General features: G+C 37.6%; 16 protein-coding genes and 1 pseudogene. 13 read left to right on the forward strand and 4 right to left on the reverse strand.

Annotation, left to right across the window (positions count from 1 at the left end; translation table 11 throughout):
- Positions 1-1,675: 1,675 nt before the first annotated feature.
- Positions 1,676-1,900 (reverse strand): tyrosine/phenylalanine carboxypeptidase domain-containing protein, encoded by a 225-nt coding sequence (locus tag H4J52_RS20190; RefSeq protein WP_310650000.1) that lies wholly within the window; start codon positions 1,898-1,900, stop codon positions 1,676-1,678.
- 791 nt (positions 1,901-2,691) lie between these two features.
- On the opposite strand from H4J52_RS20190, the gene H4J52_RS19135 reads away from it, so the two are divergent.
- Positions 2,692-3,375, forward strand: coding sequence for a glucosaminidase domain-containing protein (locus H4J52_RS19135; protein WP_182180120.1), 684 nt, complete (start codon positions 2,692-2,694; stop codon positions 3,373-3,375).
- A gap of 364 nt (positions 3,376-3,739) precedes the next feature.
- On the opposite strand, the gene H4J52_RS19140 is transcribed toward H4J52_RS19135, so the two are convergent.
- Entirely contained in the window at positions 3,740-4,558 is an 819-nt protein-coding gene (locus tag H4J52_RS19140) for an AraC family transcriptional regulator (RefSeq protein WP_182225394.1), read from the reverse strand.
- Positions 4,559-4,735: 177 nt separating this feature from the next.
- Here H4J52_RS19140 and H4J52_RS19145 point away from each other — a divergent pair, with 177 nt between their 5' ends.
- Positions 4,736-5,404 (forward strand): glutathione S-transferase family protein, encoded by a 669-nt coding sequence (locus tag H4J52_RS19145; protein WP_182225395.1) that lies wholly within the window; start codon positions 4,736-4,738, stop codon positions 5,402-5,404.
- Positions 5,405-5,591: 187 nt separating this feature from the next.
- On the forward strand, positions 5,592-6,548 hold the full coding sequence (locus tag H4J52_RS19150) for an alpha/beta fold hydrolase (RefSeq protein ID WP_182180127.1): 957 nt from the start codon (positions 5,592-5,594) through the stop codon (positions 6,546-6,548).
- Positions 6,549-6,573: 25 nt separating this feature from the next.
- Here the strand turns inward: H4J52_RS19150 and H4J52_RS19155 are convergent, their stop codons facing one another.
- Complete coding sequence (locus H4J52_RS19155; RefSeq protein WP_182225396.1) at positions 6,574-7,275, reverse strand: hypothetical protein; 702 nt, start codon at positions 7,273-7,275, stop codon at positions 6,574-6,576.
- Positions 7,276-7,611: 336 nt separating this feature from the next.
- Between H4J52_RS19155 and mgtE the strand changes: the two genes are divergently transcribed.
- The 10 genes and pseudogenes from mgtE (at position 7,612) to H4J52_RS19210 (ending at position 25,297) form a co-directional block, all read left to right on the forward strand.
- Positions 7,612-8,967, forward strand: coding sequence for a magnesium transporter (mgtE, locus tag H4J52_RS19160; protein WP_182225397.1), 1,356 nt, complete (start codon positions 7,612-7,614; stop codon positions 8,965-8,967).
- 342 nt (positions 8,968-9,309) lie between these two features.
- Positions 9,310-10,091: pseudogene (locus H4J52_RS20195) on the forward strand (phospholipase A).
- A 246-nt stretch (positions 10,092-10,337) separates the two neighbouring features.
- Positions 10,338-12,092 (forward strand): nitrilase-related carbon-nitrogen hydrolase, encoded by a 1,755-nt coding sequence (locus tag H4J52_RS19175; protein ID WP_182225398.1) that lies wholly within the window; start codon positions 10,338-10,340, stop codon positions 12,090-12,092.
- 153 nt (positions 12,093-12,245) lie between these two features.
- On the forward strand, positions 12,246-13,358 hold the full coding sequence (locus H4J52_RS19180) for a sensor histidine kinase (RefSeq protein WP_182180139.1): 1,113 nt from the start codon (positions 12,246-12,248) through the stop codon (positions 13,356-13,358).
- Positions 13,359-13,371: 13 nt separating this feature from the next.
- On the forward strand, positions 13,372-14,205 hold the full coding sequence (locus H4J52_RS19185; RefSeq protein WP_259366553.1) for a LytTR family DNA-binding domain-containing protein: 834 nt from the start codon (positions 13,372-13,374) through the stop codon (positions 14,203-14,205).
- 269 nt (positions 14,206-14,474) lie between these two features.
- Positions 14,475-17,078, forward strand: a complete 2,604-nt coding sequence (locus tag H4J52_RS19190) for a glycoside hydrolase family 16 protein (RefSeq protein WP_182180142.1) — start codon at positions 14,475-14,477, stop codon at positions 17,076-17,078.
- A gap of 107 nt (positions 17,079-17,185) precedes the next feature.
- Entirely contained in the window at positions 17,186-20,161 is a 2,976-nt protein-coding gene (locus tag H4J52_RS19195; RefSeq protein WP_182180144.1) for a TonB-dependent receptor, read from the forward strand.
- Positions 20,162-20,312: 151 nt separating this feature from the next.
- Positions 20,313-21,590 (forward strand): sugar MFS transporter, encoded by a 1,278-nt coding sequence (locus tag H4J52_RS19200; protein WP_182180146.1) that lies wholly within the window; start codon positions 20,313-20,315, stop codon positions 21,588-21,590.
- A 46-nt stretch (positions 21,591-21,636) separates the two neighbouring features.
- Positions 21,637-24,177 carry an exo 1,3/1,4-beta-D-glucan glucohydrolase gene (locus tag H4J52_RS19205; protein WP_182180280.1) on the forward strand — a complete coding sequence of 847 codons (2,541 nt, stop codon included), beginning with the start codon at positions 21,637-21,639 and terminating at the stop codon, positions 24,175-24,177.
- Positions 24,178-24,376: 199 nt separating this feature from the next.
- Positions 24,377-25,297: a M14 family metallocarboxypeptidase gene (locus tag H4J52_RS19210; protein ID WP_182180148.1), complete on the forward strand. Its 921-nt coding sequence runs from the start codon at positions 24,377-24,379 to the stop codon at positions 25,295-25,297.
- 203 nt (positions 25,298-25,500) lie between these two features.
- On the opposite strand, the gene H4J52_RS19215 is transcribed toward H4J52_RS19210, so the two are convergent.
- Positions 25,501-25,971 (reverse strand): hypothetical protein, encoded by a 471-nt coding sequence (locus H4J52_RS19215; RefSeq protein WP_182225399.1) that lies wholly within the window; start codon positions 25,969-25,971, stop codon positions 25,501-25,503.
- Positions 25,972-26,302 lie beyond the last annotated feature (331 nt).

Genomic DNA, 26,302 nt, shown 5'->3' on the forward strand with positions numbered 1-26,302 from the left:
TATAGGCAATGTTCACAAAATAAAATATAGGCAATGTTCACAAAATAAAGGTAACGCTAAGTAGCTAAAATTTGCATATAAAGAGGTAAAATTGACTGAATTCATATTGACTTTTTGACAAAAAAAACGGTCTACCAACATAGGTATAGACATACCTTGAGGGTTGCATAGATAGGTGCTTTCAGAGGTTTAAAATGTCTATAGATTTATTGTTATTCAGGGCATTATACTCATAATGATGTCTCTGGTTATCAAGCTTATCCTTAACAATGTTAATATGTGAAAAGGTTTATCGAGATTTTACAGTTGCGCATAGGTTAAATTATCAACTTATACCATCTACCTCTCTATATGGAAAATAACATATGGCTGTGCCACCCATTTACATCTCGTATTGCCATTCAATTACATACAGTTTAGTCACTAAATAAATATCAATAATTCCATAAAACGGTCATTCGTTAATTTATTCAATGGCTGTTCAGGGCATGAAGTGGTCTAAAATTGAGAGTTAGAATCAAGCCTTGGAGCTGCCGTTAATAAAGTAAAAGCTATCGTCAACACTACGCACAATTTTGAACATTTCAAATATCACATATTTATAGTTCCTTTAACTAAAAGATAACTATCATGTATGACATTATTACTTACCCCAAAAACCTAGCTGGAATAAAGGTAAATTAGTAGGTCAAAAGCTTTCCCTTAAGCTTGAAGAGGTTTGGTCTATTAGAACAAGGTTTAATTTGGCGCTAGATTGTAAATAAAGAGCATACGATGTCATTAAACTTAAAGTGTTGGATATTGCACATGGGAGAAATATTCAATCACGAGCGATCTTAATTCAACAAAAGACAGGAATTCCTGTTCAATTTTAAATAACCCAAAAAACGAGATTCGCTTTACAAAAATGGATCTCATTTCAATCTATTCGTTCAAATGATTATTTATTCGGAGGTAGAGTAAAAGATGATTTTCATTTAACGACTAGGCGGTATGCCAGAATTGTTAAAAAGGGGATTGCTAGTATTGGTTTGGATGTGACACCTTATGTCACTCATTGAATGAGGCGAACTAAGGCAACCATAGATATTTAAATTACAAACAACTCAGGAAGTATGGACACTTCCTCATTCTAAGAATATATTAATTTTTTCAACTCGTAAGCGCACAAATCAGACGTTAACACAGTCATTTTATGATATGTCATCGAATGACTATTAAGGTTCACTTATGCCAGTTTAAGTCAGGTTCTAACTTTATTTGAAGTGTTTTGGTACTTTTTATTAAATAAAAGGTATTAGCACATTTTTTTCTATCTTAATTCACAAAGCTCATTTTTTGCTCAACGGAATAAGTAGGCTTGCTCGAGATTTTTGTTTTGATCTTTATTTAGCTTCTACAAGTTCAAACAGAAAGTGGCGCTTAGTTAATCGTATTTTATGCAAAATTTTTACTGCCACTGTACTAAAATCAAATAGCAGTAATTTTCAATGACAGGTGCTTTAGCACTAATTAAATGTTTTTGGGATACCATGCAATAACTCATCATTATGCTTGTAAATATTAGGCATATCCGTCTTATTCAAAAAATCAGAGCAAGTTAAGTAAGCCAATAGGTAGCGAGCATCTTCAACTCATAGGGGTAAGTACTTACCAAGTTGGCAGAGTCGCATTTTTAAAATTTATACAATACGGGGATGTCTTCAATATGGAGTTTCCCACAAAATAATAATTTAAGGCAATCTGCTCTACCATTGGCAGCAACAGCTTTTAAGAAGTTATGTACTCGTATAAGCCCGTCTAAATAGACACCGTCTTTAGTGAATGGCGCACCACCGGTTAATAGGCCACCTCTGAAAACGCTTTGGCTATTTTTATAAGCCTGTGATTCGTTTCCTATACGACCTAGGAAATAGTTATAACCCCCTAAGAAGTCAGCTCCTTTTTAATTTTTTAGGCCTTTGTTAAAGGCCTCTCTAACTTTTTCATCATGAAAAAGAATATTACTAGGACTTTGTCCAAACAGTGGATACTTATCAACGAGCATTGAGGTCTTTATATTAACTTCTTTTTTAATTTTAGAACGGTAATGTTTAAATAGTTGCAAATCTAACTGAATAACATCAAAACGCTCTATAATAACATTTTAACTTGCAATTATTGGTTATGATTTTCAACGTAAAGAGTGTTTTAGTTCGCCATTTCTGCATATTCCGCACTTAAATCAGTTTTTGCTCTTTGCCTGGACATCAAGGAATATGAAACCAACTCATTGAGGTGGGTAAATTTATAATAATTTTTTTATCAGGTGATGATTATACCATTGTTTGTTTCAGGCATTATCCAAGGTGCAAGAGCGTCAACGAATGCGACGGTAATCTTTTTATAAGCAAAGTAGAGCAAATAAAATGAAAAAAGAGTATGAATAAAAGTGTTTTTAGCTCCATATTTTAATTAAAACTATAAAATAAAAAAATATAACAAGTATAGACGAGTGAATATGGACAAATAGAAAATATCTATAGATGTTTTTAAAAAAAAAAAGCTAATGTACAAGTAACTTTAGAATGAAAATTAATAACCAATTTTAAATGTTAATGCACTGAGCCATTTTGTTTTTAAAACAGAAAAGTCTCTATGCTATACTTTTAGTAGCTAACTATCCCTTTACATTCAATAGAAAGGTTTTATATGAAATTAACGGCTTTGCAATCTAAAATATTATTAGCACTTTTTTCCCTACTCTTACTTTCTGTCGCTATTTACTTTTATTCAGCCAAAGAGGTTGCTCTGCCCAAAATGACGGTACAAGAGAAAAAAGCTCGCTTTAAAAATTTAATTATTCCAGCTGTAAATGAAGTCTATGATGAACTTACGGTTCAATACCTTGATGTTTCAGAGTCACTTATTTCGGGGAGTAACAACGATATGATAGAAAGGCTTAAAATAGAATACAAAGCAGAGAGTGACAACGAACTATTAATGGCGCTTAAACCGCATCCAAAGAGTATTGCCATTGCACAAGCCGCAATGGAAAGTTCTTGGGCAACCTCTCGCTTCTTTAACGAAGCTAATAATATATTTGGTGTTTGGTCATTTGATAAAGATGAACCTAGAATAGCGGCACTCAAAAAACGGGGTGATAAGACAATTTGGTTAAAAAAGTATCCTTCGGTTAAAGCCTCTGTAAAAGATTACTATAGAACACTTGGACGCAGTGCTGCATTTGAAAAGTTCAGACAATTAAGGTTGAAAACAGATAACCCGTTCTCTTTAGTCAAAAGGTTAGATCGTTATTCTGAAAAGGGTGCAGAATATGGTGAAGAATTAACATCAATTATTAAATTTAATGATTTTAATAGCTATGATGAATAGTGGGTTTCCCTTTTATTATCATTACTAAGCCATATAATATTTTTAAAATTTATAAAATAAGTTAATAATATATTGCTTGTCAGGGCGATAAATGTCGTTTGTGGTTCAAGTGAACCCAGTTTTTAGGCAAGTTAAACTTACAAGCTAACGCTTACTTCTTGATAAACATCTTTTCTTTTTCGCCCTTCATGAACAAGTGTTCGACATTTCAAATACGGAGAACTCCCTGTCTTTTTAACAGGAGTTTTTTTAGAACATTGGCATATCAATTCATTTTTTTCTAAACCAAGGTCCACGACCTTAAGATTATCATTGAATTTTATATTCATTGGGTTATCAATATAACGTTGATAAGCAACACTCATTAAGCTGTGAACCCTTGATGTCTAATCATCTGCCTAAAAGCGCCAGGGGTTATACCGAAGCGGCGCTTAAAATGTCGATAAAAATGGCTCAAATTACTAAAACCAGAGGCGAAAGCAATTTCGGTTATATCAGTGTTTGAGCTCGCAAGCAGTTTAGCCCCGGCGTCGCAACGCACTTTGAGTAAATATTCAATGACACTGAATCCGGTATGTTGTCGAAATTGGCGAGCGAAATGACTTCTTGATATGTTAACGTGATTTGCCACCTTATCTAGGGTGATATCCATTGTGTAGTTGTTATTTATCCAGTTTTTGGCATTCGTCATTCGCAGAGATGAGTGGGTGTCTTCATTCTTCTCATAGCCGGCGCTACTGATATGAATGAGTAATAATCGTAAGTATAAATTTTCTTTCAAACACGCATGTAAAGGTGAACTGGAGTTAGGATAAGTGGCGATTTCAGTCGCTATTTTTTGCATTTCTTCAGTGCAGTGAATTGTGTTTAAGTTAACGTTATTTGTTAAAAACCTCCCTTGGGAAAGTGTCTTTAAATACAGGCTGTTGGCATGAGTTGACAAAGTATTAAATGACAGAGGGTCGATACATGCAAAAAGTAATTTTGTTTCAATTTCTTGATCCATACAAATTGAATGTGAATACTCAGCAGGGATAAAAACAGAATCACCCGCGGATAAATGATGCATTTCACCATTGAGGCTAATATTTACCGCCCCTTTTAAACAGACAATAAACTCATGTAGGTTATGTTGGTGTTGGTCGATATCTCTACGTAGCATAACACTTGATGTCCAAAGCATTAAAATAGTCCGATAGTACAATTATGTGATTCAATCGTATGCGACACAATTTAATAAAGCTACTAAAATAACATAAATATAGCACTACTGTGCTCTAGATAGTTAGGAGAGCGAATTTTTCGCAAGCAATAAATAACTGTAGTACCCACTTTACTATTCATCTTAATGGAGAAAAATATGATTGTTGTACACCACCTTAATAATTCTCGGTCTCAACGCGTGCTTTGGGCATTGGAAGAGCTAGGCGTTCCATATGAAGTGAAACGATATGAACGTGATCTCAAAACAAACCTTGCCCCTGCTAGTCTAAAAAATATACATCCTCTGGGTAAATCTCCAGTGATCACCGATGGTAAAATTACAGTTGCAGAGTCAGGGGCGATTATCGAATATCTTGCTCAAACCTATGGGCAGAAAGATTTTATTCCAGAGGCTCAAAGTGAGGCTCATCGTCAGTACCTTTATTGGCTGCATTTTTCTGAGGGAACGTTGATGCCACAGCTATTATTAAAATTGATTTTTGAAAAAATAGTCAAGCACGCTATGCCATTTCTTATTAAACCTATCGCCAAAGGTATCATGAAAAAAATAATGACTGGCTATGTTGGTCCAAATATTAAAGGTAATTTAGACTTCATCGAAAGTCATTTAAAAAATAATGAGTGGTTTGCTGGTCACCAACTATCAGGCGCCGATATACAAATGAGTTTCCCCTTAGAGGCTTGGGTTTCAAGAAATACCAGTGAAAATAATTATCCTGAAATTATTGCTTATGTAAAACGATTTCAGGCACGCGATTCTTATCAAAGGGCCTTAAAGTCTGGAGGCACTTACGATTATGCTTAATCACAGTGCTTAAATCGTTTCGAGTAAACCGAAAGTGTTTATTGATATTAACAATTTTCTGATAGTCGACTGCTTGAAAATCAAATGTTACTGATGGTAAACGTGAGTTATGATTTAATATTTTGATTTTTATAATGATAAATTTATTCACTCATTCGATATAACAAATAATAAGGTGTAATACGTTTTGAAAATTTTAAAGAATAGTGTGTATGTACTATTAATTGCTGTGTTTTTACTCGTTATTTATCTTTATTCAAATGTAGCATATGACAAATCTGTGGCAGCGCTTACGCCACGGTGGGCAGGGGAGCCTTCACAGTTTTTAAATATTGCCGGTATGAACATACATTTAAGAGACGAAGGTCCCAAATCTGATGAAGAGCCTATTATTTTGATTCATGGTACGAGTGCTTCTTTACATACTTGGGACGGCTGGGTTGAAGCCTTAAAAGAGCAACGAAGAGTTATTCGATTCGATTTACCCGCCTTTGGTTTAACGGGACCAGAACCTAAAAACGATTACACAATTGAACATTATGCTGAAGTTGTTATCGCCGTATTAGATAAATTAGATGTTAAAAAAGGTGTGTTGGCGGGTAATTCTTTAGGTGGGTATATTTCTTGGGCAGCTGCTGTATTGTACCCTGAGAGGGTATCCCAGTTGATTTTAGTCGATGCAAGTGGGTATCCTTTTAAATCTGAGTCTGTGCCACTTGCCTTTAAACTCTCAAAAAGCCCGTTAATGAGTGGCTTATTAAAAGATGTACTCCCTATGTCATTGGTTAAACAAAGTGTTGAAAATGTTTATGGGAACCCTGATTTGGTAACTGATGAATTAGTTGAACGATACTATGAACTATCACTTCGAGAAGGTAATCGTGGCGCTTTGACCGAACGTTTTGAGCAAACACTACCAGGGCCTTTAGCTGAAAAAATCAGAACAATAAATATACCCACACTTTTAATTTGGGGAAGAAAAGATAAATTAATCCCCCTTGAGGTTGGATTGAAATTTAAACAAGAAATCACAACAAGTGAATTGGTTATTTTTGACGAACTAGGTCATGTACCCCACGAAGAAGATCCTCAGGCGACAGTATTGGTCGTTAAACAATTTTTACAAGAAAATAAGATTAAATAACCTTTGTGAATATATCTTATCAAATTTAGCTCATTTCATTGATGATCACTTGAATGGGTCTTTTGAAATAAATGGCAATTAATACGAGTCTTTGTGATTCTCTGTTCAATTCTTGGCCTTGACTACGATATAACTTAGCAACTGCTTGTATGATTGGTTGATCGTTAGTCGTATCTATTGTTTGTTGTTTACTTTCAATTTCTATTAATGCCAATAACGCCGTAAGTTCGTGGGGGGGTAAAGTGGTCAAATTTTGATGAGAAAATAAATAAACTTCGATGGGTGTTAAGTTTTGATAATCACGTTGACACAAGCCATCACGTAATGTTTCATTACTGCCAAATAACATCATCGAGCGCAAATAAATAAAGGGAGGTATGCTTTCAACTAATTTATTACCCGCTAATAAGTAATGTAAAGCATTGCGTTGCTGATGGTCTGTTTGCTTGAAATTGTCTTTTAACTGCAAGGCGGGTGTAAAAAAGCTTAAGGTATCATTTGTTTTAATTTGTGCGATAAGCGCGCTGGGTAAGCACTTGCTTTCTATTAATGTTGTGGCTATTTTTTGATAAAAATCAAAGGAAGCCAACATGCTTATTCCTTCTTGAAATAGATGCGCTAACTGAACAATATTCTCAGACTCTGCTGATGTTAAGTAATGGTTGAGCAAGGCATCATTGTCACCTTTTGATAATAAATGGATGAATGTTTGCATATGTTGCTTCATTGTAACTCTTGTTTGGCGCAAATAATTGCCTCAGTGTATACGCTAATTGTTTTGCTGTATGGTATTTCTTAAAGAATAAAATTATCTGTTTACATTAACCGTCATGACACTCATTGTGACTAGCACGCTTACTATTGGGGACTTATCTTAAACAACTTAAAATTAACATTTATCTACAATAAGTCTGATATTATCTTTTCACTCATGGGTAATCTAATAATAAGGCTTGATGTCATCGTTGATTGCGTCTAAGTTACTGCGCAAGCGACTCACTCAGCACTCGTTATTAATTATCTTCTTCGATAAGCACTCGAACGTCCATTATAAGTAGGCACTATGAGCAATACTTTTACTAAACTTGTCAGTCAATTAACGCATTCATTAGAGCAAGAAAACGATCAAGAGTTGCTGGTTTCAATAGAAAAGTATCACCCAGCTAAATTGGGACGTTTACTTGAATCACTCCCCAATAAATATCGAGATGGCTTTTGGAGCTTGATCCCCGTTAATAGTAAAGGTGAAGTCTTACTCTCTGTACATCGAGAATTGCGTCAACTTCTAATCAAAAAAACCAGTGAAGCTGATTTACTTAAATGTTTGTCTACGCTACAAATGGATGAGTTGGCAGATATTGATGCGGATTTACCACTACCCGTAGTCAGCGCTATGGTAGAAGCCATGGACAGCCAACGAAAAGAGCGCTACCAGACAGTGGCTTCTTTTTCTGATAACATCGCGGGTGGGATGATGGATGTTGACGCCACTGCCGTAAGAAAGGACGTTAGCCTTAAGGCTGTTTATCGGTATTTGTGCAAGTTAAGAAAAAAAGAGGGCATGTTGCCTGAACAACTTGATCAGCTCGTCGTCGTTGACAGAAATAACAAAGTACAAGGCACTTTATACCTCAGTGATTTGGTTTCGATGGACAACAGTTTGTCAGTTGGCGATGTCATGAAAAACGATGTGCCGTTAATCGATTCATTACAATCGGCAACTCAGGTTGCGCAAATTTTTGAAGACCACGACTTAATATCAGCTCCGGTTGTTGATCAAAATAATTATTTGTTAGGTCGGATAACTGTTGACGATGTTATTGATGTATTAAAAAATAGTTCTGAGCAACGTTTATTGGCCTCTGCTGGTCTTAATGAAGAGTTAGATATGTTTGCCCCTGTTGCTCATATCTCTTTCAATAGAGCTATTTGGTTAGGTACTAATTTAATTACCGCATTCGTTGCGGCTTGGGTGATTGGCTTTTTTGAAGCTTCCATAGAGCAGCTTGTTGCACTTGCTGTACTGATGCCGGTAGTGGCAAGTATGGGAGGCGTCACAGGCAGCCAAACGCTAACGGTTGTTACCCGAGGTATTGCTCGCGACTTAGTGAGCAGTGCGAATATTGTTTCGCTGACCTTTCATGAATTAAAAGTCTCTTTTATTAATGGTTTACTCTGGGCTGCAGTGGTCTTTATAATCACCATTTTATGGTATAACGACTGGAGATTAGGTGGCGTTTTTGCGCTGGCACTTTTTGTTGTTAGCCTAACCGGGACGCTTTCAGGTGCACTCATTCCAATTGCCTTGAAAAAGCTGGGTGTAGACCCTGCAATTGCTGGTGGTGTTATTTTGACAACGATTACCGACGCAGTAGGTTTTTTAATATTCTTGGGTACCGCGACGTATATTCTGATTTAATTGCACTGTTTTATAAAGCGCAGTAGGTAAATGTGCAGTGTATGGTTGCCCATTAAAATTTTGTCTAAAAACAAGATTGACAGACCAAACTGGATTTACCCGTTATTATGGCTATTATAAATAAAAGTTAACCCTGTATTTAATCACCCCGTTTAACGACTTAATAACAAAACTATAAATAACGCTAAATAAACCGACCGACAATGACAATGTCTTCAGACATAGGAGAAAAGTTGATTCTAGATTAAATTTTTATGAGAAATAACACTTGAACAACGTCCAGATACCAACACTCATCATTAAAATCTTATGTACCATTCTTTTTTTATACCTGAGTTACTGATGGCAGAAGAAGCTCCTATCGTTGTTATAAAGGAAAAGTCTATTCTGGGAAATAGAGAAAAGGCGCTTTTGAAAACTGCGGCTAATCCATTTTATATTTCACAACATAGATTAAATTACCTGCTACCAGTTTCATATATTAGGCATCTGGGCACACGCGCGGTTGAAGAGTTGAATAATGATAATGTCGATAAGGTAAAAGCGAAATATCAAAGTAGCATCAAGTTTCCAATTTACTTGCCAAAAACGACTGATGCTTCAGGTCTTTATGTTGGTTTTACCGCGGTATCCTATTGGCAATTGTATAATAGTGAAACATCGAAGCCTTTAGATAAACGAATTATGAACCCAAATTATTTTACAGTCGGCAACAGAAAAACCGTATATTGGGCTTTGAATTTAATCAAATCCAGCCAGGGATTAATCATCAATCTAATGGTCAAAGTGGTCTTTCATCGCGTAGTTGGAACCGAGTTTTTGCTTCGTTAGTTTTTAGCGATGAAAGTGCTTTTTATTATTTAAAAGCCTAGCACCGCTTAGTAGAAGATGGAAAAGAAACGCCACTTTCTGTGGTCGGTGATGACAATCCAGATATTACAAATTATCTGGGACATATGGAATTGGGGGTTGGTACTCAGTTAGGCAAATTTAACTTTTTTACTGCGGTACGTAATAACCTTAAACGTAATGATAATAAAGGCAGTGTCGAACTCAATATTTCTTATGCACTTCCCGAAGGTTACGATATTCTAATACAGTATTTTAATGGTTATGGCGATTAACTTATCGACTATGACCGCCATCAACAGTGCATCAGTTTAGGTATGCAAATGAGATTTTTATAAATAGCTGAAATGTATGTTTATTATGTTTATCATTGCGTAATGATAACCAGCCATTACTCATTGGCCCAAACTTAATTTTGTTAAACGTTTGGGCTGCAATACGTTTAAAATTATAATGTCTCGATTAAGCATAATGCTTTAATATTGCAACATTTACCTCAAATTACCTGGAATATACACATTATGCGCGTCGCCGTTTCTCAGTTTGCCACCTCTTCAAATGCACAAGAAAATCTAGCAACCTGTATTCGTATGATAAATAAGGTGGCAGTATGTCAGCCAGCGCTTATCGTGCTTCCTGAATATTGTAATACGCTTTTTTGCCACACGTTGCCTTGTTACAGTGATCATAATCAGGCATGGCATGAAGCTTTAATTATTGATGGACCCTTTATGCATGCTATTGCAGAACAAGCAAAAAAGCATAACTGTTATATTGTCCTTAACGTTACCTTACGGCGAAGTGGTGCTGGTGATTTGTTAAAAGCACCTCAAAATGCTGTGATTAAAAGGAACATTAGTATCACTTCCTGTTTGTTTTCACCACTTGGAGAGCTTGTTCACCAAGAAGATAAACAAACATTAGTTGGTCGTGAAAATGATTTTTTTATGTATCGAAGTCATCAATTGGGCGAGGCCAAAACGTCTTTTGGAAAACTTGGTTTGTTGGCAGGCAACGATACAATGACCTTTGAGACACCACGTAAATTTGCTTTACAGGGCGCACAATTATTGTGTCATTCAATGAGTTCATTCGCTATTGACCAAAGCGAATTATATGATCGTGCTCGCGCGTGCGAAAATAAAGTGTTTTTGGCTGCAGCAAATAAAGTGGGAGCACTCACATCAACTGGCGCTATTTTTGGGGAAGGCGAAAGCCAAATAGTTTCTCCTCAGGGCAAGGTATTAGCAAAGATAGACCATAAGGAAGAAGGTTTTGTTTTTGCTGATATAGAGTTGGCTAAGGCAGAGATATCCGCGAGCAATAAACGTCGGCCTGATGGAACAGAACTTTTCAAACAGCGACGTCCTGAACTTTATCAAGGATTAACACAACCTATGCATCAACAGGTCAATAATTCTGCTCATAAACTACCTGATACCGCCAATATTGCCATTTTTGCAACCTATAAATCAAATGAAGAGGCCATTGAAGATGTGTGTTTTTACATTGAAAACAATCTCAGTGATATTATTCAATTACCTGAATTATTTTTTATTGCAGATAAAAAAATCACCCATCATGCTGAGAAATTAATTGAGGTTGAATGCTTAAGCGAACAGTTACTTAAACAAATTAGCTCGGTACTAAGACCTTTTCAATATGTTTGTACCAGTTTAGTGGTTGAGGGCATGCATCAGGCCGTTTTAATAAGTGAGCATGGACTTTTTGCTAAACAGCAACAATTACACTTTTGTCAACGATATCATTGGACCTCTCTGGGCGATGTGTTGGCGATTGTCGAATTACCTTTAGAGCAAGGGAATATTAATGTGGCTATGCTTACGGCTGACGACGCCAACATACCCGAAATAGTGAAGGTAGCCGCTTTAAATAATGCGCATTTATTACTGGTGCCTTTTGAAATCCAAGAGCCGGGTGAGGTTGAATATTGTTTATTGTCTCGTGCTGCTGAACATAGGATCTGTATTGTTGCCGCGAGTCGTGAGCAGAGTTTTCCTGATGAGCTATCGGTTGATAGTTTATCAACCGATAGTGGTCAATATAATATCCAGAATAACAATAAAGGTAAAAACAAAACGAAGTCTAAGAAGTCTACTGGCTTAATTGTTAATTTAACTAAAGATTTTGAATTATTAACCTCGAGTGAATTTGGACGACTAAATGGCTATATTAACCAACCACTGGTTAAATACCAATATGGAAAAATAACCAAAGCAATCATCCATCCTATTACCGCTTGTACCAAGCATTAGCATAAATGATGGATAATTAAAGCTGGCTAATAACAAGGCTAAGCTCTCATTGCATGAGTTAACGCTGTAAAAGCACGGCTTGTCGCAAAAACTCTTTTTTATTTTATATTTGTTATACCTTTATAAATGATCAATTTAACGTTAAGTGAAAAAATGGCAGTAAATAAAGACCACCATATTCTCGAGCTAGGAGATCAAGCTTTCTCAAAGCAAAGCCATCAATTTTGGACATTACAAATTGCGGGTTGGCTAGGTTATGCCGTTGTTGTTTTTTTAGCGATTATTCGTCCTCAAATAGGTCAAGAGACCTTCAACCTTTCAGGACAATTACTTAACCTAGTTTTAGAAACGTTAAGTGGTTTTATTTTATCTTATTTACAATGGCTGCTTATTCAACGAATTGTTCACTTACCTTTAAATAAAACACTCTTTTTTAGTTTTTTATCAGCAGCAACTTTTGGTGTTATTTTTAATATAATAAAGTTAAGCACTTATAAGGTTATTATTTATCAGCAACAATGGAATGAAGCATGGGACATGTTGGAATTTGGCGGTTGGTTGCTATTTTCATTAACAACAATGTTTGTTTGGACATCAATATTTTTTATTATGCTCTATAACAATAAGTTGCAAAAAGAACATGAAATGCTGCTTCGAGCTCAAACCGCAGCAAAGGATGCGCAGTTAGAAATGTTACGTTATCAGCTAAACCCTCATTTTATGTTTAATACCATGAACGCGATATCAACACTTATCTATAAAAATGAAAATGATAAAGCGAATGAGATGTTAGACAAGCTTTGTGAATTTTTTCGTTATTCGTTAGATAAAAATGACAAAAGCAAAACCACCTTAAAAAAGGAATTGGAGTTACTCGATCTTTATCTCTGTATCGAAAAGGTTCGTTTTGGTGCTCGTTTAACTGTCGATATTGATATTTGTAATAACGCTATGAATTGCCTGGTACCTAGTATGTTACTGCAGCCATTGGTAGAAAATTCAATTAAATATGCCATCGAGCTTCGAAAACAAGGGGGCGTTATTCAAATTAAAGCGACTAAGGTAAACGACAGACTCGTACTTAAAGTGATTGATAATGGGCAGGCGATTAGCAAAAAAGTAAGTGATGGCTTTGGTATCGGTATCAGCAATACAAAAGCGCGTTTAGATGCTATGTTTAATGCAGACTTTAAAGTAGATATTAATGAGAGCGTTAATGATGGTACAACTGTTTTTATTTCTATTCCTTTTGTGACGTTAACATAAAATGGAGACACTTTTGCCGCTAACTAAACCATTAACCGCAATTATTGTTGATGATGAGCCGCTTGCATTAGAAGGTCTCAGGTTGCGGTTAGAGAAAATTCCAGAAATAAATGTCATCGCTGAGGCAAGTGATGGTGACCAAGCGATACAGCTTTGTCAAATACATTGCCCCGACGTGCTTTTTCTTGACCTACGCTTACCAGGGTTAAATGGCATTGAAGTTGTTCAGGCTTTGCAGTCTGATGTATTACCTATGATAGTTTTTGTAAGTGCTTATGGTGAATACGCCCTCGATGCCTTTGAATTAAATGCTATTGACTATGTGTTAAAACCTGCAAATTTAGGGCGGTTAAAGCAAACAGTTGAACGTATTTTGGAGCGTTATTCTCCTAAAAACTCAGATAAAGAAAAGTTTAAATTACTTAAAGCATTAGGTGAAACGTCAGGCCTTGCCATTAGCGAGCTTGAAAATTGGTTAGAAACTGATTCACCCTTTCCTAGCCCTTTTCACCAAGAGTTAGTGATCAAAAATAGTGACCATGAAAAAGTATTTTTGCCTGTTAAAGACATTCGCTGGATTGATGCTGCAGGCGATTATATGTGTGTGCACACCAATGAAGATACTCATGTTGTCCGTATAACGATGAAGAGACTCGTTGAATTATTAGACCCTATTATATTTACCCGCATACATAAATCTACTTTAGTGAACATTCATTGTATTAAGAGCGTTCGAGCAATGCGAAACAGCGAAAGTATTTTAGAATTAGGCAATGAGGTACGCCTTAAAGTGAGTCGAAACTATAGCTCTGCTATTCAACAAATAGTGGAATCAAAAAAAAGCTAACCTGTTACCTCTTTTTTGTCTCGCTTCACCTCAATAATATCTATGATTTTGCTATTGCCTCATTCAATAACCGTCATACCGCATTTGAATTGTAACTATTTGTCGTTTATACGAGTATGATTTTGGGGGGAGTATAAACAGTTAATAAGCCTAACTGTTTTACTGCCAAGCTATGATGAAACCTAATCCTGTAATCAATATAAATAAGATAATTAAAACAACAGGGTTAAGTGGCATAGTAAAGTAGTTGGCGATTTGGAAAATAAATTATGATGAAAGCAACAAGAACACTGACACAGTTGTTTACTTTGGTAACAACATTATCGTTACTAGGGTGCGGTGGCGGTGCAGAAACCAAAACAGACGCAAGTAAAGTAGACCCAGCTCAACCAGTCAGTGACTGGACAATGGTCTGGAGCGATGAGTTTGATGGAACTAATATAAACACTCAAAACTGGACGCATGAAGTTAACTGTGACGGTGGTGGTAATCAAGAAAAACAGTGTTACACCGAAGATTCGAACAACTCATTTGTAAGCGATGGCACACTTAAACTCGTGGCATTACCGGCAGCAGAAGGTGCTGTCCTGCCATATACTTCAGCACGTATTGTGAGCGAAAATAAAGTAAATTTCAAATACGGTCGTTTTGAAGTTAAAGCTAAAATGCCCTTTGGACAAGGTAGCTTCCCTGCATTTTGGATGATGCCTTCAGATGACGTATATGGTGGCTGGCCTTATTCAGGTGAAATAGATATTCTTGAAACCGTTAATTTAAAAACGGTTAATGAAGAAGGTGTTGTTGAAAACAATGTCCATGGGACATTACATTATGGACCTAATGTGGCAGATCACGCATATTCAGGTGCTGCTTACAGTTTACCAGGTGGCGTTAACCCTGCAGACGATTTTCATGTTTATGCTATAGAATGGCAAGAAGGTCAGATCCGTTGGTACGTAGATGATTATTTATATGCAACTCAAAAAGCATCTGAGCTAAAGACTAAACCTGACGGTGAAATCTTAGGTTTGAATCATCGAGGTTGGTTCACTGAGTATTTTGACGCAACCACCGGGGAATTGACGACCCATTGGGATAGTGCACCCTTTGATCAAGAGTTCTTCATGATATTAAATAATGCTGTTGGTGGCGATTGGGCAGAGAACTCCAATAACACAGGTATTGATCCAGAAGCTTTTGTTAATGGGCAAACGTTTGAAATTGACTATATTCGTGTATATCAATGTAATCAAGACACTGACACGGGGAAAGGTTGTGAAACAATTCGCTCTGGTTACAACCAAATTGCAAGTGACGAATTTCCTAACGGTGCGTTGGTTGAAGGTAAAGCACCTAATCCACCTGTAGCCGCTATTCCTGTTGCCCCTGGTTCTGTCTTTGACATATTTAGTGATGCAGATACCGATTTTTTAGCGGGCCATTATGCTGCTAGTGGTGAAATTGTCATTGAAGAGCTCGATGTTGGTGGTGATCACGGCATCGTGAAACAGTTCACCTTCAACTCGGATGAAGCTCTTGGTTTTTTCCAACTTGTCCCAGGTAGTGTGCAAGACTTTAGAGGTTATGCAGCTCTTGAGTTTGATATTTTTGTGGTAAACGATAGCGGCGCTGAAGGCTTTGTTATCAAAATGGATTGTGTACACCCATGTAGCTCGGGCGATTACGCTATCGATAAACCTGCACAAGGCGTATGGACATCTTACAGCATATTGTTATCAGACTTGGTCGCTAACACAGGTTCAACGTTAGAAATATCCAATATAAATACACCCTTAGCATTCTTCCCTACTTGGGGAACTCAGAATGGCTTTGTTGCTCAACTCGATAACGTTCGTATCGTTGCCGCAGGTAATAGTAACGGTAATACCAAAGTGATTGCTAACTTGTATGACGACACTGTTATCGGCGATATTGCTTTCAATAGCTATAATCCCGACGGTTTTGTTACAGCAACTGAGATAGCTGAAGCTGACCGTGGCAATGTGATTGAAATAGTTAAAACAGGCGGAACAGGTAACTGGTACTTAGATAGTTCAGCGGCTCCGTTTGACATTAGCGCTTATGCTGTGGGTAGTGAATTAGTTTTTGATATGTATGTCGTCAGTGCTGATGCAGGCGTTGACCTATATATCAAACTAGATAGCGGTTGGCCTAATGTGAGTGATGTTATTGTTGATTCTTCAACGTTAGGTGAATGGCAAGAAGTCAGAATTAATTTGCAAGCCTTACTTGCTGACGATAATGCGTTTTCAGCCGGTAGTTTTGCTGACCCTACGAACATAGTTAATCCATTTGTTATGGAACCTACGGGGGTTATGACCGTTAAGTTCGATAATATTCGTTATGAATCACCCGATGATAGTGAAGACGAAATAGCTTTGTATGACGACGCTGTTACTGGCGATCTCATCTTTAATAGCTATAACCCTGACGGCTTTGTTACGGCAACTGAGATGGTTGAAGCTGACCGTGGCAATGTGATTGAAATAGTTAAAACAGGTGGAACAGGTAACTGGTACCTTGATAGTTCAGCTGCTCCGTTTGATATCAGTGGTTATGGCGTTTTCAGTGAATTAGTTTTCGATATGTATGTCGTCAGTGCTGATGCAGGCGTTGATCTATATATCAAACTAGACAGTGGTTGGCCTAATGTGAGTGATGTTATTGTTGATTCTTCAACGTTAGGTGAATGGCAAGAAGTCAGAATTAATTTACAAACCTTACTGGCTGACGATAATGCATTTTCAGCAGGTAGTTTTGCTGACCCTACTAACATAGTTAACCCATTTGTTATGGAGCCTACAGGGGTTATGACCGTTAAGTTCGATAATATTCGTTATGTGAACAAATAGCGCCGTTAAGTCCTAAATGTGTTGGGCGCATCAGCGCCCGTTTTCCAGCTGTATATGTACTGAATATCTCTATACAGCGATAACATAAAGTGAATGGTAGGAAAGTTATGAAAACAACTAATTTCAAAAAAACAAAAATCGCGGCAACTATAACAATGTTAATCGGTACCGCTTTTTCTTTACCGATATTTGCTGAAGAAGCAAAAGTAAAAAGCAGTGACAAAGACGCTGCAATAGAAGTGATCGAAGTTACCGGTATTATGAGCAGTCTATCGCGTTCAATGTCGGTAAAAAGAAATGCCTCAGGTGTTGTTGATGTTATCTCGGCCGAAGATATGGGTAAATTTCCAGATACCAACTTAGCTGAGTCATTACAACGTATTACCGGCGTTTCTGTTAGCCGTTCAAATGGCGAAGGTAGTCAAATTACTGTGCGCGGTTTTGGGCCAGAGTTTAACTTAATTACTTTGAACGGACGTCAAATGCCGGGTACTGGTAACTCTCGCTCGTACAGTTTAGAGAATTTATCTTCTGACGGCGTTAGCGCACTTGAAGTTCATAAAACAGCACGCGCAGAAAACCCAAGTGGTGGCCTCGGCGCGACCGTAAATATCATTACGATGAAACCTTTTGCTAGCCCTGGTGAGAAATTTGTGATCTCAGGTAAAGGCATTTATGACTCGTCAAATGTAGAGGGTGATGATGTTACACCTGAGTTTTCGGGCTTGTACAGCAATACCTTTGCTGATGATACCTTAGGTTTTGCTTTATCCTTCTCTCATCAAGAGCGTGATTTTCAACAACAATCAGCAAACATTCAAGGTTGGCAGTTTCAGCCAAACGGGCAACTTCCAGAACTAGATGCCAATAAAGTGATTGATAACCGTGATGCTAATGCAGCGGCAGGTGCATTTTTTCCTCGTGACATGAACTACGCTATTGCTAATATTGAACGTGAAAGAACTAACGCTAATGTTACTTTCCAATATGCGCCCATTGATAGCGTTATACTGACACTTGATTACACCATGGGAGAATCGACTACAGGTCGTAACTCTATTGGTTGGGGGCAATGGCATGATTTTGGCGGTAACATTGATGCTTACGAATTAGATGAAAATGGCACGGTTATGTTCGCTGATTTGTCGGGCAACGATGGTTCATACACCGCAAATCGTGACACTACAGAAACGAATGAAAGCTCATTGGGTTTTAATGTAGAGTGGCAAGCGAATGATCAATTCATTTTTTCAGTTGATTACCATAACTCAGAAAATAAGGCAGATAATGGTAAAGATACCGGGATGAATGGTACAGGATCATTAGTCTTTGGTTCAGATCAGCTGGTTAATAAACATTATGACTTTAGAGACGGTGATATTCCTCAAGGTACAATTTTTTGGAAAAATGGCTCTACAACGCTTGCACCTGGTGAAATGGACTCTCATTTTAGCCAATTTGAACATACACCTGGTAAATCTGAAATAGAGCAATTGCAAATTGATGGCTCATGGGAAAACCCGGATGATTCAGCATTAAAGCTTGTTAAATTTGGACTTGCTCGTACCGAACAAACCATGGGCGGTTCACGTTCATGGAGTGGGTTAATCGGTGGTTTCTTGTTTAGCCCTAATTATTCTGCTGTTTTTCCTGATGGAATGTTTGTTTACAACACAACTGACGGCTTTTTAGATGAGTTTTCTAATGGCGACAACCCAATTGGCGCTGGTTACTATTACAGCTTCGATTTTGATGAAGCTGTTGCCCGTTCACAAGCTTATTTAAACACTGACGTGTTAGGCGATGACTATTTTAGTACAGATGCTTACCGAGAAGGAAGTGTTCAATCGAAAGCTTCGGTCGATGAAGATACCACCAGTATTTATGCATCCTCTTTATTTGAGTTTGAACTTGCTGATTTCCCCGTACAGGTGAGTGTTGGTTTTAGATATGAGCAAACAGATGTAACCAGTAATGTCTTGCAACCTATCCCCACTGAAGTTTGGTGGAAAGGTGGCAGCGAGTGGCTTACCCAGTATCAACCCGGTGAAAATACTATCTTATCGCTTGAAGGTGAACATGATGTGCTCTTACCTATGGTTGACATGAAAGTTGAACTTACTGATGAAATTATTGCTCGTGCATCTTGGGGTAAAACTATTGCTCGTGCACCTTTAGGAAATTTAGCGGGTGGCCGTTCGTTAGGGGCAAGTACCAGACCTAATTCTCGTATTGGTGGCGAAGGTAATACTAATTTAGACCCTTATGAGTCTACTAACCTTGATATTTCTCTAGAATATTACTATGCAGAAGGCAGTTATGCTGCAGTGGGTTACTTCAGAAAAGATGTAAAGAACTTCATTAGTAGCCAAACAGTTACCACAGCGGTTGATGATATACGTGATATATATCAAGGCCCACGTTGGAACCAAGCTGTTACAGATTTAGGTGGCACTCCAACTAGTGATGAAATCTTCGCTCAAATGCAGCTCAATGGTGCTACGTTGAATGCTCAAGGCTTTATTGAACCAACAAGTGATGATCCACTGATGCAATGGGATATTACTCGTCCATTCAACACGCCAGATGACAAGATGGTTGATGGTATCGAGCTAGCGGTTCAACATTTCTTTGGTGAAAGTGGTTTTGGTTTTGGTGCAAATGCTACTTTTGTTGACGGGGATGTTGAGTTTGATGTTGATGATATAACCCGAGTTGACAGTGTCGCAGACTTAGCGCCACAAACACCGTTAACCGGATTAAGTGACTCAGCTAACTTTCAGCTGTTCTATGAAAAAGATGGCTTGTCGGTAAAAGTCACTTACGCATGGCGAGACGAGTACCTTATTGGTGTAGGCCAAGGACAAGGTTCTTCAGATAATCCGCCACAGTTTGCTAAAGAGTTTGGTCAAGTCGATATGAGTGTTAATTACGACATTGATGAAAACTTCACTGTATTCTTTGAAGGACTCAACCTGAATAACGAAACAGAACAGGGTTATGGCCGCTATGAAGAGCAATTTCTTTTTGCTCGTCAATACGGTTCAAGGTACACCTTAGGCGTTCGTTATAGCTTTAAATAACCGTTCTTCAATATTGGCGTTCATATGCTTTAAGTTAATAAGTTATGAGCGCCAATACTTTCATCAGCATGCAATACAAACTTAACGATACGCTTTAAGCATAGCTGTCGTTCACACGTATCTGTTATAAACAAGTATAGGATTTTACCTCATGGCTGTAACACCCTCATCTTTAGGGCAAGCTAAAGCTTCTGACACCCATTTATCTAATGGGAAAGTTGGAGAAAGCTCTACTCGCTTTGCTTTACTTTCATTAACCTCATTATTTTTTATGTGGGGCTTTATAACCTGTTTAAATGACATTTTAATTCCTCATTTAAAAGCTATTTTTTCTTTAAGTTACGCACAATCAATGCTCGTCCAGTTTTGTTTTTTTGGCGCTTACTTCCTTGTATCTTTACCCGCAGGAAAGCTTGTTAAAAGTATGGGCTATCAAAAAGGTATTGTTATTGGCTTAGTTATTGCCGCATTAGGCTGTTTAATGTTTTATCCGGCTGCGTCTTTACATAGTTATCCTGTTTTTTTATCTGCTTTATTTGTACTCGCGAGTGGCATCACTATTTTACAGGTTTCTGCAAACCCTTACGTAACCTTATTAGGTTCAACAGAAACTGCTTCCTCACGATTAACCATGACACAAGCGTTTAATGCATTAGGCACGACTATCGCTCCTTATTTTGGCGCGTTATTAATTTTAAATGAAGTGACTGATTCAATGTCAGCAACAAGTGCTGAATCGGTGCAATTACCTTATATAGGGCTTATGGCGGCATTGCTCGTACTTGCCGCTATTTTTGCTTTACTGAAACTGCCGCATATTGAAAGTGCTGAAGTTGTCGAAGGTGAAAAAATTGAAGGCTCTGCATGGCAGCATCGTCATTTGGTCCTAGGTGCCATTGGTATTTTTGTTTATGTTGGCGCAGAAGTATCGATTGGTAGCTTTTTGGTTAGCTTCTTAGGTGAAGCTCATATTGCCGGTTTAGAAGAAACAGATGCGGCTAAGTACCTGACCTATTACTGGGGCGGAGCAATGGTTGGTCGTTTTATTGGCGCAGCCGTTATGCAAAAAGTCGATGCGGGTAAGACATTAGCCTTTAATGCAGTATGTTCTGCCATTTTGATACTCGTAACCGTGCTTAGTTCAGGCAGTATTGCTATGTGGGCGATACTATTAGTGGGGTTATTTAACTCAATTATGTTCCCAACTATTTTTAGCTTAGCGTTAAGTGGTCTTGAAAAACATACCAGCCAAGGAGCCGGTATCCTTTGTTTAGCCATCGTTGGTGGGGCAATTCTTCCTGTATTACAAGGCATATTAGCTGACATATCTAATGTTCAGGTTGCCTTCATATTGCCTTTATTTTGTTATATATACATCATTTATTATGGTGTAAAGGGTAGCAAAATAGCCAGTACAGTTAATGGATGAGACAAAGATGAAATATTATAAATTAAAAACAAAAAGCCTGATTTTTATGGCGTTACCTCTCTTTATTTTGGGGTGTGGTCAGTCATCAGTTACGCGTTCAACGGATGCAAGTGCTCAATCTATTGAAGAAAATAAAACAGATAATATTTGGCCTAAGCTTGAAAGTGAAGTTAAAAAAGACGATAACATCGAAGCTAGGGTGGCAAGTTTACTCGCAGAAATGACCTTGCAACAAAAAGTTGCACAGATGATACAACCTGAAATTCGCGATATTACTGTTGAAGATATGCGTACCTATGGTTTTGGCTCTTATCTAAATGGTGGTGGTGCGTTTCCAAATAATAATAAACATTCTACACCTGCTGATTGGATTTCTTTAGCTGAGAAAATGTATCAAGCGTCAATTGATGATTCAGTAGACGGTTCAACTATTCCTACTATGTGGGGAACTGACGCTGTACATGGTCATAACAATGTTGTTGGAGCAACGCTATTTCCACACAATATTGGTTTAGGGGCGGCAAACAATCCTGATCTAATTGAAAAAATAGCTGAAATAACGGCGACCGAAGTTATGGTGACAGGAATTGATTGGGTTTTTGCACCAACCGTTGCTGTTGTGAGAGATGATCGTTGGGGGCGTACTTATGAAGGGTATTCTGAAGATCCTGAAATCGTGCGTACTTATTCTGCTTCTATTGTAAAAGGCTTACAAGGCCATGCTAATAAAGACTTTTTAGGTAATAAACGGGTTATTAGCACCGTTAAGCATTTTATTGGTGACGGTGGTACCCAATATGGTGACGACCAAGGTGATAATTTAGTTTCAGAGCAAGAACTATTTACTATTCACGCACAAGGTTATGTTGGCGGCTTAACGGCGGGTGCTCAATCTGTAATGGCTTCTTTTAACAGTTGGAACGGAGATAAAGTACACGGACATAAGTATCTTTTGACCGACGTGTTAAAAAATAGAATGGGTTTTGACGGTTTTATAGTCGGTGATTGGAATGGTCACGGACAAGTAAAAGGCTGTGTAAATGAAAGTTGTTCACAAGCGGTTAATGCCGGTTTGGATGTTTTTATGGTGCCAACCGATGCATGGAAACCACTTTATGAAAATATTATCGCGCAAGTCAACAAAGGCGTGATTGCTCAATCGCGCATAGACGATGCGGTTACTCGTGTTTTACGCGTAAAAGTACGTGCCGGACTTTTTGAAAAACCAAGCCCTGCCAATCGTGTCCTTTCAGGTAAAACGGCTTTAATCGGTGCAAAGGCACATCGCGATGTTGCGCAACAAGCTGTTCGTGAGTCTTTAGTCTTGTTGAAAAATAAAAATCACCTATTACCACTATCACCAAACCAACATGTTTTAGTCGCTGGCGATGCTGCTGATAATATTGGTAAGCAATCAGGTGGTTGGACAATTACTTGGCAAGGTACAGGTAATAAAAATGCTGATTTTCCGGATGCATCTTCTATTTATTCAGGCATTGAAAAAAGGGTCAATGACGCGGGTGGTCAAACGACACTAAGCGTTGATGGTAGCTATACTGAAAAACCTGACGTGGCGATTGTCGTTTTTGGCGAAGAGCCATATGCAGAAGGTCATGGCGACATCGATAACTTAGAGTATCAGCGCGGTAATAAAAAAGATTTAGCGTTACTAAAATCGCTTAAAGCAAAAGGGATACCTGTTGTTGCCGTTTTTGTTAGTGGTCGACCTATGTGGGTAAATGCAGAGATTAATGCCAGCGATGCTTTTGTGGCAGCATGGTTACCTGGTTCAGAAGGTAAGGCTGTTGCTGATGTTTTATTAACAGATAAAAGTGCTAAGGTAAAACATGACTTTAAAGGAAAATTGTCATTTTCTTGGCCTAAATCGCCTACCCAAATTGTTAATCGATTTGACGATGTCTACCAACCCTTATTTCCTTATGGCTATGGTTTGACTTATAACGATGATGATACTTTATTGGGTGACTTATCTGAAAAGTCTGATGCGGTGATGAATACCAATCATGATACCGATATATTTAAGGGAAAAGCAGTAGAACCATGGAAAATGTTATTAGTTTCAGATCAACAAGCAACTGAAATAGATGCCAATAGTAAGTCACTCCCTGGTATATCTTATCGAACCGTTGATAAGCTTGTTCAAGAAGATTCTTTTCGCCTTGAATCGACAGGTAACAAAAACGTTGGAGTAAAATTCATTAGTGGTAACGGGTTTAGAGAAGACTTATCTTCTGAGCTTGAAAGAAATGCAACATTAACTTTCACTGTGCTGAGAGACAGTAATATTGACCAGCCTGTTTATGTGTCGATGAACTGCGAAACTATTGGTGATACTCAATCAAGTTGTCAGGCGCGTATTGATATTCAAAAAGAACTTGCCAGTTTACCGTTAGGTGAATGGCAAGATATATCAATAAGTTTACATTGCTTCGCTGATAAAGGTGTTCAGCTCAGTAAAGTGGCTATGCCTTTTGAACTTCGCACCCAAGGTATGGTTAATTTGTCTATTAACCATATTCGTTTAACGGCAAGTAAAGTCGAAAATACCGTCTCTAACTGCCTTTAAAAAAGAGTCCTTTATAAGGACCCTTATAAAAACAAGCTAAAAGGGTAAAACTAACATTGTTAGTTTTACCCTTTTTTTTACTTCAGCTATAGGCTGACTACTTAACAATAGCTGAAGTTATTTAATTATCTAACGCTTACCCTTACTTCTTTCTCCGTGTAAACTTGGTCTTAATCTAAAAACATCAAAAGAAAATAAAATGAATCAAGAAGAAAACTATCCAATCGGCACGCCGGGTCAAAAATGGACTGAAACTGAAAACACTCAATGGTTTGAAGCACAAACCCTTAAACGTTCATACCAAAGTGAAGTGGTTGAAAAAATAATCGTATTAAAAACAGATCTTGATGTGCAACAGTATGGCGCACTTTCACTTGATGAAAACCGCTACCCTTTATTTGTTATTAAAACAAAAAACTGGGATGACAATAAAAAAACAGTTTTAGTAACGGGTGGTGTTCACGGCTATGAAACCAGTGGTGTGCAAGGCGCATTATGTTTTGTTGAAACCAAAGCTAATCAATATGCTGAACATTTCAATATTATAGTGGCACCTTGTATTAGCCCTTGGGGTTATGAAACCGTTAACCGTTGGAACACTAAAGCGATAGATCCAAACCGTTCTTTTTATCAAAATAGCCCCGCAGAGGAGTCTGCAGCAATAATGAAATATGTTGCTGAGCTCAAGACTGATATTTTTGTTCATATTGATTTACACGAAACCACGGATACCGATAATTCAACCTTCCGACCGGCACTTGCTGCGCGCGATGCGATAGAGCAAAAAGCCTGGGATATACCAGATGGCTTTTATTTAGTTGCGAATAGCGTTGATCCAGAAATAGGTTTTCAAAAGGCTATTATTGATGCCGTTGAGAAAGTCACCCATATAGCGCCAGCAGACGAAAGTGGTAAATTAATTGGCGTACCACTTGAGCAGGTAGGTGTTATTAATTACGCGGCACGCGATTTAGGTTTATGCATGGGCTTAACAGATGCTAAATACATGACCACAACAGAGGTTTATCCAGACAGCCCTTCATCAGATGCTGAGAATTGTAATCTTGCACAAGTTGCCGCTATTACCGGCGGTTTAGATTATGTTTTAAAAAATACTTAACTCATGATTTAGTGTTTTACTAACATTAATATTAGCGAACTAAGCATTATTACCATGTTTAGTTCGTACCATTAGCTTAGCCACTTATTTTTACTGTTAAGCAAGTCTGCCAAAACCTGTTGTTCTTAAAACCATGTATAACTACATTACCCAACAATATATATCATTGGTAAATGCTCAAAACGTTAATCTATCCATAACAATCACATCAAGGTGTATAAGCTCACGTCATCTTGTGCGCTTAGGTGTTTAATAATAGCTTTTTCTGCGGCCAGTAATTCTGGGAATTCAGGGAAGCCTGCAGCCATACCTTGTCCCATATTATGAAAAAAGGCGACATAGCGAGTATCTATACTAATAAATCGTGATGCTTTTTCTAACTCAGTTTGGCTAATTGTAGCTGTTGAGGTTGTTTTTGTGAAAACGGTGATACCTTTTACCGCCATTGTTGTTAACGTTTTGTCTCTTGAAAAAATGTTCAATACTTTTTGTGGGGACATTATTTTTTGCGTTTGGCTATCATAAATAAATAACGCAGGGATAGGCGGCTTACCTGCAACTTCACCATGAAGTTTATAAACGTTAAATATATCATTTGCGATAGTTACAGGTTGTTGCGCAATGGCTGAGTGGCTGAACAATAAGATAACAATCAAACTGATGAAACATTTCATGAGGTAATTCCTTTTATAAAATAATTTAAAAATAAATATATTCATCTCTATATGCGATAACTCAGAACTTAACATTGATAACGCGCTCATAAATACAATAAAACCACTAAGTTTAAATTTTTGCACAACAATAAAGCCGATTCACTGAATTTTTATAAAGCTTGTTTACCGATTAATTATAAAATACAGCCGAGCTTGATTGATGATAAATATCGTATTTGCATCATTTAATAAATTACAAGTTAACTATATATTTACTTTAAGTCAACATGTTGTGCTTAAACGAAAGTTAGGGTACTTTAACGGTAAGGCAACAATATCAGTGCGATTA

It is taken from the genome of Colwellia sp. MB02u-14, from assembly GCF_014076915.1.
GTDB lineage: Bacteria > Pseudomonadota > Gammaproteobacteria > Enterobacterales > Alteromonadaceae > Colwellia_A.

What these genes read in the sequence shown, in the direction of transcription:
- H4J52_RS19195 (WP_182180144.1), top strand. Translation starts at nt 17,186, where the DNA reads ATGAAAACAACTAATTTCAAAAAAACAAAAATCGCGGCAACTATAACA.
- H4J52_RS19140 (WP_182225394.1), bottom strand. Translation starts at nt 4,558, where the DNA reads ATGCTTTGGACATCAAGTGTTATGCTACGTAGAGATATCGACCAACAC.
- H4J52_RS19145 (WP_182225395.1), top strand. Translation starts at nt 4,736, where the DNA reads ATGATTGTTGTACACCACCTTAATAATTCTCGGTCTCAACGCGTGCTT.
- H4J52_RS19155 (WP_182225396.1), bottom strand. Translation starts at nt 7,275, where the DNA reads ATGAAGCAACATATGCAAACATTCATCCATTTATTATCAAAAGGTGAC.
- H4J52_RS19135 (WP_182180120.1), top strand. Translation starts at nt 2,692, where the DNA reads ATGAAATTAACGGCTTTGCAATCTAAAATATTATTAGCACTTTTTTCC.
- H4J52_RS19175 (WP_182225398.1), top strand. Translation starts at nt 10,338, where the DNA reads ATGCGCGTCGCCGTTTCTCAGTTTGCCACCTCTTCAAATGCACAAGAA.
- H4J52_RS19210 (WP_182180148.1), top strand. Translation starts at nt 24,377, where the DNA reads ATGAATCAAGAAGAAAACTATCCAATCGGCACGCCGGGTCAAAAATGG.
- mgtE (WP_182225397.1), top strand. Translation starts at nt 7,612, where the DNA reads ATGAGCAATACTTTTACTAAACTTGTCAGTCAATTAACGCATTCATTA.
- H4J52_RS19180 (WP_182180139.1), top strand. Translation starts at nt 12,246, where the DNA reads ATGGCAGTAAATAAAGACCACCATATTCTCGAGCTAGGAGATCAAGCT.
- H4J52_RS19190 (WP_182180142.1), top strand. Translation starts at nt 14,475, where the DNA reads ATGATGAAAGCAACAAGAACACTGACACAGTTGTTTACTTTGGTAACA.
- H4J52_RS19200 (WP_182180146.1), top strand. Translation starts at nt 20,313, where the DNA reads ATGGCTGTAACACCCTCATCTTTAGGGCAAGCTAAAGCTTCTGACACC.
- H4J52_RS19205 (WP_182180280.1), top strand. Translation starts at nt 21,637, where the DNA reads ATGGCGTTACCTCTCTTTATTTTGGGGTGTGGTCAGTCATCAGTTACG.
- H4J52_RS19215 (WP_182225399.1), bottom strand. Translation starts at nt 25,971, where the DNA reads ATGAAATGTTTCATCAGTTTGATTGTTATCTTATTGTTCAGCCACTCA.